Origin of the sequence: Variovorax sp. J31P179, from assembly GCF_030316985.1 — a bacterium.
In the GTDB taxonomy this organism is placed as follows: Bacteria; Pseudomonadota; Gammaproteobacteria; order Burkholderiales; family Burkholderiaceae_C; genus Variovorax; species Variovorax ginsengisoli_B.
Genome location: NZ_JASZYL010000007.1, coordinates 116,151 through 131,188 on the forward strand (window position 1 = coordinate 116,151; position 15,038 = coordinate 131,188).

At 69.1% G+C, this 15,038-nt stretch carries 16 protein-coding genes; 1 reads left to right on the forward strand and 15 read right to left on the reverse strand.

The window, feature by feature from the left end:
• Positions 1-13: 13 nt before the first annotated feature.
• Positions 14-694, reverse strand: coding sequence for a DUF4124 domain-containing protein (locus QTI17_RS19385; protein ID WP_503011078.1), 681 nt, complete (start codon positions 692-694; stop codon positions 14-16).
• A 24-nt stretch (positions 695-718) separates the two neighbouring features.
• On the reverse strand, positions 719-1,402 hold the full coding sequence (gene pyrE / locus QTI17_RS19390; RefSeq protein ID WP_286535025.1) for an orotate phosphoribosyltransferase: 684 nt from the start codon (positions 1,400-1,402) through the stop codon (positions 719-721).
• 11 nt (positions 1,403-1,413) lie between these two features.
• On the opposite strand from pyrE, the gene QTI17_RS19395 reads away from it, so the two are divergent.
• A complete protein-coding gene (locus QTI17_RS19395; protein ID WP_286535026.1) occupies positions 1,414-2,217 on the forward strand; it encodes an exodeoxyribonuclease III in 804 nt (267 codons plus the stop codon).
• A 7-nt stretch (positions 2,218-2,224) separates the two neighbouring features.
• Here the strand turns inward: QTI17_RS19395 and QTI17_RS19400 are convergent, their stop codons facing one another.
• The 13 genes from QTI17_RS19400 to QTI17_RS19460 all read right to left on the reverse strand — a co-directional run bounded on the left by QTI17_RS19400 (position 2,225) and on the right by QTI17_RS19460 (position 15,030).
• Positions 2,225-2,971, reverse strand: coding sequence for a GntR family transcriptional regulator (locus QTI17_RS19400; RefSeq protein WP_301816235.1), 747 nt, complete (start codon positions 2,969-2,971; stop codon positions 2,225-2,227).
• A 1-nt stretch (position 2,972) separates the two neighbouring features.
• Positions 2,973-3,638: a cysteine hydrolase family protein gene (locus QTI17_RS19405; RefSeq protein ID WP_286535028.1), complete on the reverse strand. Its 666-nt coding sequence runs from the start codon at positions 3,636-3,638 to the stop codon at positions 2,973-2,975.
• Between the two features lie 346 nt (positions 3,639-3,984).
• A complete protein-coding gene (locus tag QTI17_RS19410; RefSeq protein WP_286535029.1) occupies positions 3,985-5,601 on the reverse strand; it encodes an ABC transporter ATP-binding protein in 1,617 nt (538 codons plus the stop codon).
• Positions 5,602-5,617: 16 nt separating this feature from the next.
• Positions 5,618-6,316: a biuret amidohydrolase gene (biuH, locus tag QTI17_RS19415; RefSeq protein WP_286535030.1), complete on the reverse strand. Its 699-nt coding sequence runs from the start codon at positions 6,314-6,316 to the stop codon at positions 5,618-5,620.
• A complete protein-coding gene (locus QTI17_RS19420) occupies positions 6,313-7,359 on the reverse strand; it encodes a formamidase (RefSeq protein WP_286535031.1) in 1,047 nt (348 codons plus the stop codon). The genes biuH and QTI17_RS19420 overlap by 4 nt, the downstream gene beginning before the upstream one ends.
• A gap of 20 nt (positions 7,360-7,379) precedes the next feature.
• Positions 7,380-8,300: an ABC transporter permease gene (locus QTI17_RS19425; RefSeq protein WP_286535032.1), complete on the reverse strand. Its 921-nt coding sequence runs from the start codon at positions 8,298-8,300 to the stop codon at positions 7,380-7,382.
• Positions 8,297-9,376, reverse strand: a complete 1,080-nt coding sequence (locus QTI17_RS19430; RefSeq protein WP_286535033.1) for an ABC transporter permease — start codon at positions 9,374-9,376, stop codon at positions 8,297-8,299. The genes QTI17_RS19425 and QTI17_RS19430 overlap by 4 nt, the downstream gene beginning before the upstream one ends.
• Positions 9,377-9,407: 31 nt before the next feature.
• Complete coding sequence (locus QTI17_RS19435; protein WP_286535034.1) at positions 9,408-10,523, reverse strand: BMP family ABC transporter substrate-binding protein; 1,116 nt, start codon at positions 10,521-10,523, stop codon at positions 9,408-9,410.
• A 189-nt stretch (positions 10,524-10,712) separates the two neighbouring features.
• Positions 10,713-12,140, reverse strand: coding sequence for an AtzE family amidohydrolase (locus QTI17_RS19440; protein WP_286535035.1), 1,428 nt, complete (start codon positions 12,138-12,140; stop codon positions 10,713-10,715).
• Entirely contained in the window at positions 12,137-12,343 is a 207-nt protein-coding gene (locus QTI17_RS19445; protein WP_286535036.1) for a DUF4089 domain-containing protein, read from the reverse strand. Before QTI17_RS19445 ends, QTI17_RS19440 begins: the two co-directional genes overlap by 4 nt.
• A gap of 11 nt (positions 12,344-12,354) precedes the next feature.
• On the reverse strand, positions 12,355-13,188 hold the full coding sequence (locus QTI17_RS19450) for an ABC transporter ATP-binding protein (RefSeq protein ID WP_286535037.1): 834 nt from the start codon (positions 13,186-13,188) through the stop codon (positions 12,355-12,357).
• Positions 13,185-14,012: an ABC transporter permease gene (locus tag QTI17_RS19455; protein WP_286535038.1), complete on the reverse strand. Its 828-nt coding sequence runs from the start codon at positions 14,010-14,012 to the stop codon at positions 13,185-13,187. Before QTI17_RS19455 ends, QTI17_RS19450 begins: the two co-directional genes overlap by 4 nt.
• A 4-nt stretch (positions 14,013-14,016) precedes the next feature.
• A complete protein-coding gene (locus QTI17_RS19460) occupies positions 14,017-15,030 on the reverse strand; it encodes an ABC transporter substrate-binding protein (RefSeq protein WP_286535039.1) in 1,014 nt (337 codons plus the stop codon).
• Between the last annotated feature and the right edge of the window lie 8 nt (positions 15,031-15,038).

A 15,038-nucleotide genomic window follows, 5' to 3' on the forward strand; every position in this document is an offset into this window, starting at 1 on the left:
GCCCTGGGGCGGCTCACTTCGACTTCTGGGCCGCCGCCGTGTTCGCGGCCCAGAGCGGCGCCAGCTTGGCGTGCTCCTCGTCGAAGCGCGCATTGACGCGCTTCTTCTCGTCTTCCTGCTCGCCGATGAAGCGGTTCTGGACCGCCACGCTGCGGGCGATGTCCTCGGTCCGGCGCCGCAGCGCGTCGGGCGCCTTGGCCGGGTCCTTCTTGTAGAACTCGAGTTCGTCGTCGACCCGCTTGCGGTCCTCGCCGAGTTCGGCCAGCCGCTTGCGGGCGGCCTGGATCACGACGTCGATCTGCACCAGCGCCTCGGCGCGCTCCCGGTCGTGGGCCGCGGGGTTGGGGTAGCGAACCAGCAGGGCGCGCTCGCGCCGCCGCTCCTCCACCAGCCGGGCCGCCTGCAGCTGCGCCGCCCGCTCGCGGTCCTCGCGCTCGGCCTGCTCGCGCGCCGTGTAGGAGGGCTCGACCACGCGGCGCGTGGTGCCGCTCGGATTGAGTTCGCGCTGCTCGCGGTCGAGGCAGTCGGGAATCGGACGGTCGGCGGTGATCGTCCGGCCCTTGGCGTCGGTGCAGCTGTAGATGCCCGCGGCATTGGGCACCCCGCGCGCGCCGGACCCCTGTTGCGCGTGCGCGATGCCGGCTGCGGCCAGCGAAAGGACCAGGAATGCCTTCAGTGCTTGGGTGCTCGCCAACATCAGTCCTTCAGACGGGTTGAATCAGCCCGCGCCGTAACGCGCCCGGTACGCCAGCACGTTCTGGCGGTGGGCGCCCAGTTCGTCGTCCGCGCGGCCTGACAGATACTGTAACAAGTCGTCAAGAGTTGCGATGGAAATAACTGCAAGGCCGAGCTGATTGCGTACATATTGCACGGCGCTGTGGTCCACGTCGGCGCCGTTCTCGGTCGCCTTCTCCTGGCGGTCGAGCGCGATCGCGACCGCGTGCGGGGTCGCGCCGGCGGCACGGATGGCCGCGATCGACTCGCGCACCGCGGTGCCGGCCGACATCACGTCGTCGACGATCAGCACCCGGCCCCTGAGCGGGGCGCCGACCAGGGTCCCGCCCTCGCCGTGGTCCTTGGCTTCCTTGCGGTTGTAGGCGAAGGGCACGTTGCGGCCGCGGCGCGCCAGTTCGGCCGCCACCGTGGCGCCCAGCGGAATGCCCTTGTAGGCCGGGCCGAAGATCATGTCGAACTCGAGCCCGCTGGCGATCAGCCGGTCTGCATAGAATTCCGCCAGCCGGGCGAGCTTGGCGCCATCGTCGAACAGGCCCGCATTGAAAAAATAGGGGCTGATGCGGCCGGCCTTGGTCTTGAACTGGCCGAAGCGCAGAACCCCCGACTCCAGCGCGAACTGCACGAAAGCCTGCGCCAGTGCGCCGCCCTCTTCAATCTTCTCAGCCATAGGAATTCCTCGTGTTCAAACTGACCAGCCTCAACCTCAACGGCCTGCGATCGGCTGCCACCAAGGGCGTCGCCGATTGGGTCGGCGGACTGGGGCCGGATTGTATTTGCATGCAGGAGATCCGGGTCCAGGCGAGCGATATCGAGGGCCGCTTCGAGGAGATGGCGGGGCTCAAGGGGCACTTCCACTTCGCAGAGAAGAAAGGCTACGCGGGCACGGCGATCTACTCGAAGCATGCGCCCAGCGACGTGGTGGTGGGCTGGGGCGACGCCGAGTTCGACGCCGAGGGCCGCTACCTCGAACTGCGCTTCGACACCCCGAAGCGGAAGCTGTCGATCATCAGCTGCTACTTCCCGAGCGGGTCCTCGGGCGAAGAGCGGCAGGCGGCGAAATTCCGCTTCCTGAAGGGCTTCTTCCCGCACCTGAACGCGCTCAAGCGCGAGCGCGAATTCATCCTCTGCGGCGACATCAACATCGCCCACAAGGAGATCGACCTCAAGAACTGGCGCGGCAACCAGAAGAACAGCGGCTTCCTGCCGGAGGAGCGGGCCTGGATGACGAAGCTGCTCGACGCCGGCGCCGATGGCGCGGGGCTGGTCGACGTCTACCGGATGCTCAAGCCCGAGACCACGGGCGACGCCTACACCTGGTGGAGCAACCGCGGCCAGGCCTACGCGAACAACGTGGGGTGGCGGCTCGACTACCACCTGGCGACGCCGAAGCTGGCGGCGCTGGCGCGCCAGGAGCAGATCTTCAAGACGATCAAGTTCAGCGACCACGCGCCGATCACGGTGGATTACGAGTTCACGCTGTAGACGGCGCTCAGCCTCCGCGTATCGGGGTGCGCCCGGCATGGCGCGCCATATGCACCTGGTGCAGCGTGATCTTGCGCACCTCGGCCTGGCTGGTCTCGATGTGGGCGCGCAGCAGCATCGCGGCCTGGTCGCCGCGGTTGGCGCGGATCGCCTTCAGGATCTTGGCGTGCTCGTCGTAGGTGGCGTCAATGCGCGGCTGCTTGGTGAAGTCGAGCCGGCGGATGATGCGGATGCGGTCGGTCACGTCGCGGTGCACGCGGGCCATCTCGCCGTTGCCGGCGGCAGCGACCAGCGAGCAATGGAAGGCCTCGTCCCACTGCGCCACCTGCACGGTGTCGGCGCTGCGCTGCGCCGCCGGCACGAGCCAGATTCCGGCCAGTGTGTCGAGCAGGCTGCGGTCGACGCGGTGGTCGCTCTCGCACAGGCGGTGCACGGCGGTGGTCTCGAGCACCATGCGCAGGTCGTAGAGCTGCTCGAACTGGTCGAAGTCGAAGGGCAGCACGCGCCAGCCGCTGCGGAACAGCACTTCGACGAAGCCCTCCTGCTGCAGCCGGAAGAGCGCCTGGCGCACCGGCGTGCGCGAGACGCCGAGACGCTCGCTGATCTCGTTTTCGGTGAAGCGGTCGCCGGGGACCAGGCTGAATTCGGCAACGTCGCGCTTGAGCTGCGCATAGACCTCGTCGGCCCGGGTGCGGAACACGGGATCGGGGGCTGAGGGCTCGGGAGGAATTCGAACGGTCGACACGTAGGCCATGTTAGTGGGTGCCGAGCGCAGCCAGCAAGGCGGCGCTGGGCGCGGTCCAGCCGACGATGCCGCCCTGGGCGCGGATCATCTCGACGGCAGCCGTCTTGAAGGCCGGAAAGTAGCTTTCGGTGCAGTCTTCGAGCAGCAGGCAGTCGTAGCCGCGGTCGTTGGCTTCGCGCATGCTGGTCTGCACGCAGACCTCTGTCGTGACGCCGCCGAACAGCAGGTGGGTGATGCCGCGCCGCTTGAGCGTCTCGTGCAGGCCGGTCGCATAGAAGGCGCCCTTGCCGGGCTTGTCGACCACGATCTCGCCTTCGACTGGCGCCAGCGCGTCGATGATCTGGTTGCCGGGTTCGCCCATCACGAGGATGCGGCCCATGGGGCCGGCGTCGCCGATGCGCAATGTGGGGTTGCCGCGGTTGCGCTTGGCGGGCGGGCAGTCGGAGAGGTCGGGTTTGTGGGCCTCCCGGGTGTGGACGACCAGGCCGCCCGCGGCTCGCCAGGCTTCGAGGGTTGTTTTTGTCGCGGGGACGATGGCTTCGAGCAGCGAGACGTCATTGCCCAGGGTTTCGCCGAAACCGCCGGGTTCGATGAAGTCCCTCTGCATGTCGATCAGGACCAAGGCGGTTTTGGTGAGGTCGAATTCGTAGGTGAAGGGCTGGGCTTCTATCTGCATTTCCTGGCTTTCGACGATGTTTGATTGTGGGCTTGTGGGCGGCGGTGGCAGGCGGTATGCCCTGGGCCGGCCGACGTCACCGGCCCTTCGGGCTTCTCTGCGCTGCTCGCGACAGGCGGGGTCCGCGCAAACTCGCTCCGCTGCGCTCCACTCAAACACGCGCGGCCCTGATCCGCCTGCCGCTGCGCTGCTCGGCGGTGCCTCAACGGCCGGCCCAGGGCATACCGCCCGCCACCGCTGAGACGTCGGGGTTGCATCGGCGTTGGAGACGACACGGATCCTTGATCACCCCCTGAGCCCGGCCCGTACCGCGTGCCGGGCGCCCGCCCCGAAGACCAGGAAGTCCTCATGCCGCCACCGGCAAATGATGATCGCCCCCACCCATGTGCGCACCCAGGACATGACGCTCAGCGGTAGACGCATCCGTCTCGTAAACCACCCGCCCCTCGCTCATCACCACGATCCGGTCCGCCATCTCCAGCAGTTCGTCGAGGTCCTCGCTGATCAGCAGCACCGCACCCCCGCGTGCCCGCACCTGCACGATGCGGCTGTGGATTTCCGCCACCGCCGCGAAGTCCAGCCCGAACACCGGATTGGCCGCGATCAGCACGTTGATGTCACCGGCCAACTCGCGCGCCAGCACCGCGCGCTGCACGTTGCCGCCCGACAGGCTGCGGATCGGCGCGCCCTCGCCCTGGGTCTTGACGCCGTATTCGGCGATCCACTCGCGGGCCCGGCTGCGCCACAGCGGGAAGTTCAGCACGTCGGCGCCGAGCGCCGGCCAGGCCAGCGGCGGCTGGTCGAAATCGCGCAGCGCCATGTTCTCGGCCACGCTGAGGTCGCCGACGCAGGCATTGCGCAGCGGCTCCTCGGGCAGGCTGCGGACCTTGAGACGGCGGTTCTCCTCGCGCCTGGCCTCGTAGGGTTCGCCCATCACCGTGACGCGACCCGCGAGCCGCGGCCGCTGGCCGACCAGGGCCTCCACCAACTCACGCTGGCCGTTGCCCGACACACCCGCGACGCCGAGGATCTCGCCCGAGCGCACCGACAGGCTCAGGTCGTGCACCGCCAGCGTGCCACGGTCGCCCAGCGCTCGCAGACCCTCGACCTGCAGCGCAATGGCAGCGTTGGCCGCGGTCGGCTGCATCGCGTGCAGCGCACGGCCGGTCGGCGCGGCGGTGTCGCCTTCGGCAGGCGGCGGCGCCTCGCCTTCGCCCATCATCGCCGCCGCGAGCCGCGCCGGGTTGGTGTCGGCCACCTGGCAGTGGTGCACCGCCTTGCCGCGCCGCAGCACCGTGACGCTGTCGGCATAGGCCATCACCTCGCGGAACTTGTGGGTGATGATCAGCACCGTGCACAGGCCGCTCTTCGCGAACTCGCGCACATGGCCCAGCACCTCGTCGGCTTCCTGCGGCGTCAGCACCGAGGTCGGCTCGTCGAGGATCAGAAGACGCGGCTTCAGGTAGAGCTGCTTCAGCAGTTCGAGCTTCTGCTTCTCGCCGGCCGCGAGCTCCGAAGGCCGCACGTCGAGGTCGAGGCTGAAGGGCGTGGTCGCCAGGAAGTCCTTGAGTTCGGCGCGCTTGCGCTTCCAGTCGATCAGCGCCGGCGTCTTGCCGCCGGCCAGGAGCAGGTTCTCGGCCACCGTCATGCCGGGCGCCAGCGTGAAATGCTGGTAGACCATGCCGATGCCGAGCATGCGCGCCACCACCGGGTTGGCGATGTCCTGCTCGCGGCCGTCGATCAGGATGGAACCCTCCTCCGCCCGCTGGAAGCCGGCCACGCATTTCACCAGCGTGCTCTTGCCGGCACCGTTCTCGCCAAGCAGCGCATGCACCGTGCCGGGCGCCACGTGCATGGTCACGCGGTCCATCGCGGTGAAGCTGCCGAAGCGCTTGGTCAGCTCGTAGGTGTCGAGCGCCAGCGCGCCTGTGGCGGCGGGCGCGGGGTGGACCGGTGCGATCATCTTGCGGCTCTCCGTTCTACTGGGCGGGCAGCGCGTGGAGCAGCGCCGCCGACGTCGCATGAGCGCCGAACACGCCGCCCTGCATCGTGATCATCTTCAGCGCCGCCAGGTGGTTGCCGTGGTCGGTGGCCGCGGTGCAGTCCGACAGCAGCAGGCATTCGAAGCCGCGGTCGTTGGCGTCGCGCATCGTGGTGTGGACGCAGACGTCGGTCGTGATGCCGGCCAGGATCAGGTTCTCGATGCCGCGCGTGCGCAACACCAGTTCGAGGTCGGTCGCATAGAAGGAGCCCTTGCCGGGCTTGTCGATCACCACCTCGCCCGGCAACGGCGCCAGCGCGGGAATGATCTCCCAGCCGGGTTCGCCGCGCACCAGGATCCGCCCGCACGGGCCGTCGTCGCCGATGCCGACGCCGTTGGCGCCGATCTGCCGCGAGCGCCAGCGCTTGTTGGCCGGCAGGTCGGCGAGGTCGGGGCGATGCCCTTCGCGCGTATGGATGATGTGGAAGCCGAGCGGCCGCAGCCGCGCCAGCGTGCGTGCGATCGGTTCGATCGGCGCCTGCACCAGCGCGAGGTCGTAGCCCATCACGTCGACATAGCCGCCCTTGCCGCAGAAATCGGTCTGCATGTCGATCACGATCAGCGCCGTGTTGTCGGGCCGGAGCGCGCCGTTGTAGGGCCAGCGGTAGGGGTCGGCGGAAACGTAGGTAGTGCTCATGACGATGAATCGGGTGTCGGCGGCGCCTGCGGCACCAGGGGATGCGCCTCGGGGCCCTTGTAGCCGCGGACCGGCGCCGCGAAGCCGAAGCCGCTGCCGTCGGTGACCTTGACCTGCTCGCCCCAGGGCAGCCGGTAGCGGCCGGCCGCCATGTCCCGCATGTAGGTGTAGGGGCAGTCCTGCGCGCCTCCCTTCACCGCCACGTAGCCGCGGTGATAGAGCTGGTAGATGTTGTTCTCGACGCCCCAGCCGGTGCGGGCCTCGCGCACCAGGTCGGGCCGCAGTTCGGCCGTGACGATCTCGTCGGGCCGGCCACCGCCCTCGACCAGCACGGTGCCGTCGAAGTTGCAGAACATGGCTTCGCCCATCGAGTCGAAGGTGCCGTCGCTGCCGCACATGCAGACGCTCGCCGTATAGGCCAGGTTGCAGAAGGCGTTGGCCTGGTTGGTGATGCGCCAGGCGTGACGGATCGGGGCCGTGTAGCCTGCTGTGCGAAGGATGATCTCGGCCCCCTTGTACGCGGCCTCGCGCGCCATCTCGGGCAGCATGCCGTCGTGGCAGATGATCAGCGCCAGCTTGCTGCCGTTGGGCCCGTCGCACACCGGAATGCCGAGGTTGCCCGGCTCCCAGGGCTCGACCGGGACCCACGGATGCATCTTGCGGTAGTAGAGCCGGATGGCGCCGTGGTCGTCGATGACCAGGCCGCTGTTGTACGGGTTGCCCTCGGGGTTGGCTTCCATGATCGAGAAGCAGCCCCAGATCCGGTTGTCGACGCAGGCCTGCCGGAAGGCCTCGACCTCGGGGCCGTCGAGCGAGCACATGATCTCGGGCGAGGTGTCCATCGACAGGCCGTGCAGCGCGTACTCGGGGAACACGACCAGATCCATCGTGCTCTGGTTGCGGCGCGCCTTGGCGACCAGCTCGCAGATGCGCCGGGTCTGCGCCGCCAGGTCGGCCGCGGTCTTGACCACCGGCAGCTGCAGCTGCACCAGGCCGACGACCACGCCGTGCGCCGATTTGTTGAGACCACCGAGACCGCTCATCGATCAGTTTCCTTGTGTGTTCATCGCGTGGACGACAGTTCGCCCGGGCTGCCGACCGCCACGCTGCCCGGCTTGCAGGTCAGCACCAGGATCACCAGCGTGAGCACGTAGGGCACGGTGTTGAAGAGGTGGTAGCCCCAGCCGACGCCGATCGATTGCAGGGCCGGCCCGATCGCGCCGGCGCCGCCGAACAGCAGCGCCGCGCCGATGCAGCGCAGCGGGCTCCAGCGCGCGAAGATCACCAGCGCCACCGCGATCAGGCCCTGCCCGCTCGAGATGCCCTCGTTCCAGCTGCCCGGATAGAACAGCGTGAGCGAGGCGCCGCCGAGCCCGGCGATGAAGCCGCCCGCGGTGGTGGCCGCGATGCGCAGTCCGGCCACCGAGTAGCCGAGCGCGCGCGTCGCATTGGCCGAATCGCCGGCCATGCGCACCAGCAGGCCGGCGCGGGTGCGCGCGAAGCCCCACCACAGGAACATCGCCAGCACGATGCCGACCGGCACCAGCGAGTTGACCTGCAGCGCCGAGCGGATCACCGGGTTGTCGCTCCAGTCGCCGAGCGGGATCGCGGGCAGCTGCGGCGCCTGCGGCTGGATCAGCGGCTTGCCGAGATAGAAGGCCAGGCCGGTGCCGAACAGCATCAGCGCGATGCCGGTGGCGACGTCGTTGACGCGGTCGAGCGAGCACAAGAGGCCGTGCAGCAGCGCGAGCAGCGCGCCCGCGGCGCCGCCGATCAGCACGCCGAGCCAGGCCGAGCCGGTGAGCCAGGAACCGCCGAAGGACGCCATCGCCGAGAGCACCAGCACGCCTTCGAGGCCGAGGTTGATGCGGCCGGACTTCTCGGTCAGGCACTCGCCGAGGCTGACGAAGAGGAACGGCGCGCCGACGCGCAAGGCGCCCCCGACGATGCCCGCCACGAGCGCGATCCACTGGTCGGCGGTCATGTGGCTTCCTTGGTCATGCGCGGCTGCACGGCGCGCGGCATGCGGTTCTTCAACAGCGTCTTCCAGTCGATCATGCGCAGCCCTTCGCTCGCGAGGATCAGCACGAAGGCCATGCCCTGCAGCACCAGCACCGAAGCATCGGGCAGGCCGAGGCGGCGCTGCAGCAGGCTGCCCGCGGCGCCGAAGCCGCCGAACAGGATCGCCACCGGGATCACCGCCACCGGGTTGTGGCGCGCAATGAAGGACACCAGGATGCCGGCATAGCCATAGCCCGCGATCAGCGAGGCGTTGGCGTTGGTGTGGACCGCCGCCACCTCGACCGCACCGGCCACGCCCGCGCAGGCGCCGCCGATCCCGCAGGCGGCCAGGATCAGCCCGCTGGCCGGGAGGCCCACCAATTGCGCGGTGCGCGGATTGCCGCCGACCACCCGCACCGAGAATCCCGATGCGGTGGCGCGCAGCCAGAGTCCGGAGACCAGGCAGGCGACGATGCCGATCACCAGCCCCCAGTGCACGTCGGAGCCGCCGATGCCGCCGATCCCCAGGCCCTCGGCGATCGAGCGCGTGGCCGGCTTGTTGAGGCTGGCCGGATCGCGCAGCACGCCCTCGACCAGGTGCTTGAAGAGCCCGATCGCGATGTAGGCGAGCAGCAGGCTGCTGATGGTCTCGTTGATGCCGCGGTACTGGCGCAGCCAGCCCGCCAGCGCGATCCAGGCGGCGCCGGCCATGGCGCCGGCCACGCACAGGGCGAGCGTGCCGACGAGGTTCGCAGGCAGCGGCAGCGCATAGGGCAGCGCCGCGGCGGCCAGCCCGCCGAGCACCAGCGCGCCCTCGCCGCCGATGATCACCAGCCCGGCGCGCGCCGGAATCGCGACGCACAGCGCGGTCAGCATCAGCGGCGCGGCGCGCTGCAGCGTGTTCTGCCACGAGAACCAGTCGCCGAAGGCTCCCTTGAAGAGGATGACCCAGACCTCCAGCGGACTCACGCCGGCGAACCAGACGAAGACGCCGAAGAGCAGCAGTGCCGCCGCAATGGCGAACACCGGCAGCGCGATCTCTTTCAATGCGTTGCGCATCGTCGGCTCGCGGGGTGAAAGCGGTCGCCGGTCAGCCGACCGAGCCCACCACGCCTTCGACGAGGTAGTTCATCTTTTCCAGTTCGAGGTCGGTCTGCTTGAGTGCCTTGCCGGCCGGGATCATGACCACGCCCTTGTTGTCCTTGAGCCCGCCGGTGAAGATGTCGAAGCTGCCCGCCAGCATCTTGGCCTTGATGTCGTCGGCGTTCTTCTTCGCCGCGTCGGTCACCATGGCGCCGTAGGGCGACATCTTCACGTAGCCTTCCTTGAGGCCGCCGCGCAGGAAGTTCGGATGCGGCTTGTCGGCCTGGGCCGCGTCGACGATGGTCTTGTAGGCCGTGATCCAGTTCCATTCGGCGCCGGTCAGGTAGGCATTGGGCGCCAGCTTGGCCTGGCTGGCGTGGTAGCCGCAGACCATCTTGCCGCGCTTGGCCGCCGTCTCGACCACCACCTTGGGGCCGTCCACGTGCATCGTGAAGACGTCGCAGCCCTGGTCGGCCAGGCTGTTCGTGGCCTCGGCCTCCTTCACCGCCATCGACCAGTCGCCCGTGAAGATCACGCTGCAGGTGATGCCCGGCTTGACCGAGCGCGCGCCGAGCGTGAAGGCGTTGATGTTGCGCAGCACCTGCGGGATCGGCTTGGCGGCGACGAAGGCGATCTTGTTGCTCTTGGTCATGTGGCCGGCGATCACGCCATTCAGGAACTGGCACTCGTCGATGTAGCCGAAGAAGCTGCCGACGTTCTTCGGGTGCTTGCCCTCGGTCCACATGCCGCCGCAGTGCGAGAAGCGCACGTCGGGATTCTTCGGCGCCACGGCCAGGATGTGCGGATCGAAGTAGCCGAACGAGGTCGGGAACAGCAGCTTGGCGCCGTCCTGCGAAATCATCCCGGTCATGGTCTTCTGCACCGCCGCGGTCTCGGGCACGTTCTCTTCCTCGACGACCTTGAGGCCCGGCATCTTCTTGAGCTCGGCCGCCGCCAGCGCATGCGACTGGTTGTAGCCGTAGTCGTCGCGCGGGCCGACGTAGATCACGCCGACGGTCAGCGGCTTCTGGGCGTTGGCCAGCGCGCTCCAGCCGCCCAGCGTGGTGGCGGAGGCCAGGGCGGCCAGGGACTTGAGGGAATCGCGACGGTTGAACTGGCTCATGGTGCTTACTCCAGGTGATGGGTGAGGAATCAAGGGGCCGGGATGTCCTGTCTTGGATACAAGATGGTGTGCATAAACCGTACCAGCGCTTGGGCGGCCAAATCAGCCTGCGGCGCGCCAGCCTTGTGCGGCGCGCGCGCCACCGCGGCCCCGGCGCCCCGTCTTTGTGCTCGCGGGGCGCTTCGCATGTCAGGCCAGCGCCGCCACGGGCGCATGCACGAGCCCCGCGGATTCGAGCGCCGCGGCCACTCGCAGCACCAGGTCTTCGCGCCACGGCGCGGCGATCACCTGCACTCCGATCGGCAGGTCGGGGTGGGCGCCCCAGACCGGCACCGCGCACACGGGCAGGCCGATGCACGAGATCGGCTGGGTCAGCAGGCCCATGGTGGGCCGCACCGGCAGCCGGTGGCCGTTGATCTCGAAGAATTCGGCACCGATCGGCGTCGCCGCCGAGGGCGTCGCGGCGGCCAGCAAGACGTCGTACTGCTCGAACACACGCGCCGCCTGCTCGGCATAGAGCCGCCGCACCCGCTGCGCGCGCGCCACCCAGGCGGCCGGCAGCAGCGCGCCGGCCAGGAAGCGGTCGCGCGACAGCGGCTCGAAGTCCTGCGCGCGGCGGCGCAGGTCGGGCAGGTGCAGCGCCGCGCCTTCGGAATTGGTGATCAGGAAGGCCGCGGCCCGGCCGGCCTCGACCATCGGCAACTCGACCGTGCGGCTGGCGCCGAGCGCCTGCGCCACGGCGTCGACCGCGGTCAGCGCCTCGGGCTGGGCGTGCTGGCGGAAGTAGCCGCCGAGCACGCCGATGCGCAGGCCCTGCGTGCCCAGCGCCAGCGCCGCGCCGACCGGCTCGGCCGCCCGCTGCGCGCAGCCGGGGTCGTGCGGGCCGCGGCCCTCGGGGCCCTGCATCGCGTCGTAGGCCAGGGCCAGGTCGCGCGCCGAACGCGCGAACGGCCCCAGATGGTCGAGGCTGGAGACGAACGGGAAGCTGCCGGTGCGCGGCAGCCGCCCGAACGTGGGCTTGAGCCCGAACACGCCGCACAGCGAGGCGGGCACGCGGATCGAGCCGTTGGTGTCGGAGCCCAGCGTGAGCGGCACCTGGCCGGCAGCGACCGCGGCGCCCGAACCGCCCGACGAGCCGCCCGCGATGCGGGTCAGGTCGTGCGGGTTGTGGCAGGGACCGACGTGGCTGTTTTCGGTCGTGAAGCCGTAGGCGTACTCGTCCATGTTGAGCGCGCCGACCAGCACCGCGCCGGCGTTCTCCAGCCGCCGCACCAAGGCCGCGTCGTCGCGCGGCGGCGTGTGCTCGCGTTCGATCTTGGAGCCCGCGAGGGTCGCGAGTCCGGCGATGTCGAACAGGTTCTTGACCGCGAAGGGCACGCCCAGCAGCGGCAGCTCGCGCGTTCGCGGGCCGTTGGCCGAGGCCAGCGAGGCATCGACCTGCGCCGCGCGCCGAAGCGCCCGCTCGCGCAGCACCGCGGTGAAGGCGTTGACGCGGCGATCGGTGGCCTCGATGCGGTCCAGGCTGGCCTGCACCAGCGCCACCGCGCCGACCGCGTTGCCGCGCACCGCGGCGGCCATCGCGGATGCGTCCTGGCGCAGCAGCTCCGACGCGCTCATTGCGTTTTCTCCCGCGGCGACACCGGCACAAAGCTCAGCGCCGGCTCGTCGCGCTCGCTGAGCGGCACGGCCTCGACCAGCGCGGCGAACTCCGCCGCCAGCGCGAAGTAGCGCAGCACGCCGGGGCGATGGTCGGGCCTGAGCTTCAAGCCGAGCGCGGCCGCCGATGCATCGACATAGGCTTCGATCTCCGAAGGCGTCATGCTGGCATCTCCTAGCGGCGTACTTCGCGCTGGAAGATCTCCAGGCTGAGTTTCTTCATGGCCACGAAGCTGGCGGAGCTCAAGGTCTCGAGCGTGCGCGGCCGCTCGTCGCGGTAGTCGAGGATCTCGGCCACCCTGGTCGGCCGCTTGGTCAGCAGCAGCACCTGGTCGGCGAGATACACCGCTTCCTCGAGGTCGTGCGACACCAGCAGCATCGTGGTGCCGGTCTTCATGAACACCTCCTGCAGCTTTTCGCGGATGAAGAGGGTCATCTCGAAGTCGAGCGCGGAGAAGGGCTCGTCGAGGAACAGCACCTCGGGGTTGGGGGCCAGCGCCCGCATGATCGATGCCGTCTGCTGCTGGCCGCCCGACAGCTCGTAGGGGTAGCGCTTGAGGTCGAACTTGACGTCGAAGGATGCCACCAGCTCTTCCATGCGGCGATCGACCTCGGCCTTGGAGCGGCCTTCGAGCTTGAGCGGATAGGCGATGTTGTCGATGGTCCGCATCCACGGGAACATCGCCTCGCGGTAGTTCTGGAACACGTAGCCGATCTTGGTGTCCTTGAGCGACTTGCCGTCGAACAGGATCTCGCCCGAGTCGATCGGGATCAGGCCGGCGATCATGTTGATCAGGGTCGACTTGCCGCAGCCGTTGGGGCCGAACACCGAGACGATCTTCTGCTTCGGGATGTCGAGGTCGAAGTTCTCGTACAGCGGCCAGCCGGCGAAGTACTTGGTCAGCCCGCGGATCGTGATGTGGGTGCCGGCAGGGCCCGGGACGAAGGCCGGCTTCGGCACGTCGGCATAGACCGGGCCGTTGATGACGTTCTCGACGGTGGCTCTCATCTTCCGCTCCAGTGCACGATGCGGCGCTCGGCCACGAGGAAAAGAATGTTGAGCGCATAGCCCAGCGCGCCCGCCGCGATGATCGAGGCGTACATGTCCTTGACGTTCATCACCTGCTGCGAGTTGATGATGCGATGGCCGAGGCCGCTGTCGGAGCCGATGAACATCTCGGCCACGATCACGATCACCAGCGCCATCGAGACCGCCGAGCGCAGGCCGACGAAGGTCGGCTGCAGGCTTTCCCAGACCAGCACGTCGCGGAAGATCTGCCAGCGCGAGGCCCCCATCACCTTGGCCGCCATGACCCGCTGCTTGCGCGCGTTCATCACGCCGTAGGCGCTGTTGAAGACCACGATCAGCAAGGCGCCGAAGGCCGCGATCGCCACCTTGTTGACGTCCGAGACGCCGAAGATCATGAGGAACAGCGGGATCAGCGCCGACGAGGGCGTGGAGCGGAAGAAGTCGATCAGGAACTCGACGCTGCGGTAGGCCCGCTCGTTGCTGCCGAGCAGCACGCCCAGCGGTACGCCGACGACGGCGGCGATCAGGAAGGCCTGCAGCGTGCGCCAGACCGTGACCGCGAAGTCGCCCAGCAGCGCGCCGCCGGCCAGGCCCGACAGCAGCGTCTGCAGCGTGGCGCCCGGCATCGGCAGCAGGATGGCCTTGATGAGGCCGAAGCGCACCACCAGGTCCCAGACGATGAACAGCACCACCGGGCCGATGAAGGGCAGCGCCTTGACCCAGTGCGATTCGCGCGGCGGCGCGGAGGCGGCAGCATTTGCAGCCGGAGGCGACCAGGGCGCCGCTGATGAAGGGGTGCTCATGGCCTCAGCCCTTGTAGAGCATCGAGTCGACCATCAGGCGCGACGAGAAGATGCCCTTGTCCGAGAACAGATCGAAGAACTTCTGGAAGTAGGCGATGTCGCCTGGCGTGAACTCGTTGTACATGGTGTAGGCCGCCAGCGGCACCTCGCCGGTCAGCGGGCCCTCGATCGCGGTGTAGCCCTTGAGGTACTGGCGCGCCTCGGCCGGCTTGCTGCGCACGAAGGCCACGCCCTGGCCGTAGGCGCCGATGAACTTCTTCGCCGCCTCGGGGTTCTTCTTGATCAGCGCCGAGGTCAGCGAGGCCGAGCCGCCGAACCACGGCGCCATCGGATCGCCGAGCACGTACTTGGCGATCACGCCGGCCTCGAGCACCCGCGTGCTGCCGTTCAGGCGACCGATGGTGCCTGTCGGCTCCAGCGTGTAGCAGCCGTCGACCTGGCCGGCGGCGAGCGCTGCGACGTGCTGGCCGATCGGCAGCTCGACCACCGTGGCGCCGGTGGCGCCGCCGCGCTCGAGCACCGCCTTGGCCAGCGTGACGTTCTGGATGCCCGGCCCCGAGGCGACCCGCTTGCCCTTGAGGTCGGCCATGACCTTGGCGGTGCTGGCGGTCGGCACCAGCACCTGGTCGAGCACGTTCTTCACGTTGCTGGGGTTGGAGCAGAAGATCTTGAAGCTGCCCGGCGCCGCGATCTCGCCGATCGCGATGTTGGCCGAGCCGGTGCCGTTGGCGCTGCCGTCGCAGCGGTCGGCCAGCATCGCTTCCATGATCTGCTGGGCGCCGGCATAGCGCTGCACCTCGACGTCGAGGCCTGCGGCCTTGAAGTAGCCCAGTTCGACCGCCGAGTAGAAAGGCAGTCCGGCCGCGATCGGCCAGTAGCCGATGCGGATCTTCGGTGCGCCCTGGGCTCGCACGATCGCAGGCGCGGCGAGCACGGCCAGGCCGGCCGCGCCGGCCTGCAGCAGCTGCCGCCGCGAGGCCGGGGTGGCGAGGGTCAGGGGTTTCTTGCTGAGGGCCATGGCGTACT

Bases quoted from the DNA above. Each gene is read 5' to 3' on its own strand.
- QTI17_RS19430 (WP_286535033.1), bottom strand. From the start codon at position 9,376: ATGCGCAACGCATTGAAAGAGATCGCGCTGCCGGTGTTCGCCATTGCG.
- QTI17_RS19455 (WP_286535038.1), bottom strand. From the start codon at position 14,012: ATGAGCACCCCTTCATCAGCGGCGCCCTGGTCGCCTCCGGCTGCAAAT.
- QTI17_RS19410 (WP_286535029.1), bottom strand. From the start codon at position 5,601: ATGATCGCACCGGTCCACCCCGCGCCCGCCGCCACAGGCGCGCTGGCG.
- QTI17_RS19420 (WP_286535031.1), bottom strand. From the start codon at position 7,359: ATGAGCGGTCTCGGTGGTCTCAACAAATCGGCGCACGGCGTGGTCGTC.
- QTI17_RS19405 (WP_286535028.1), bottom strand. From the start codon at position 3,638: ATGCAGATAGAAGCCCAGCCCTTCACCTACGAATTCGACCTCACCAAA.
- QTI17_RS19435 (WP_286535034.1), bottom strand. From the start codon at position 10,523: ATGAGCCAGTTCAACCGTCGCGATTCCCTCAAGTCCCTGGCCGCCCTG.
- QTI17_RS19460 (WP_286535039.1), bottom strand. From the start codon at position 15,030: ATGGCCCTCAGCAAGAAACCCCTGACCCTCGCCACCCCGGCCTCGCGG.
- biuH (WP_286535030.1), bottom strand. From the start codon at position 6,316: ATGAGCACTACCTACGTTTCCGCCGACCCCTACCGCTGGCCCTACAAC.
- QTI17_RS19445 (WP_286535036.1), bottom strand. From the start codon at position 12,343: ATGACGCCTTCGGAGATCGAAGCCTATGTCGATGCATCGGCGGCCGCG.
- QTI17_RS19440 (WP_286535035.1), bottom strand. From the start codon at position 12,140: ATGAGCGCGTCGGAGCTGCTGCGCCAGGACGCATCCGCGATGGCCGCC.
- QTI17_RS19425 (WP_286535032.1), bottom strand. From the start codon at position 8,300: ATGACCGCCGACCAGTGGATCGCGCTCGTGGCGGGCATCGTCGGGGGC.
- QTI17_RS19400 (WP_301816235.1), bottom strand. From the start codon at position 2,971: ATGGCCTACGTGTCGACCGTTCGAATTCCTCCCGAGCCCTCAGCCCCC.
- QTI17_RS19450 (WP_286535037.1), bottom strand. From the start codon at position 13,188: ATGAGAGCCACCGTCGAGAACGTCATCAACGGCCCGGTCTATGCCGAC.
- pyrE (WP_286535025.1), bottom strand. From the start codon at position 1,402: ATGGCTGAGAAGATTGAAGAGGGCGGCGCACTGGCGCAGGCTTTCGTG.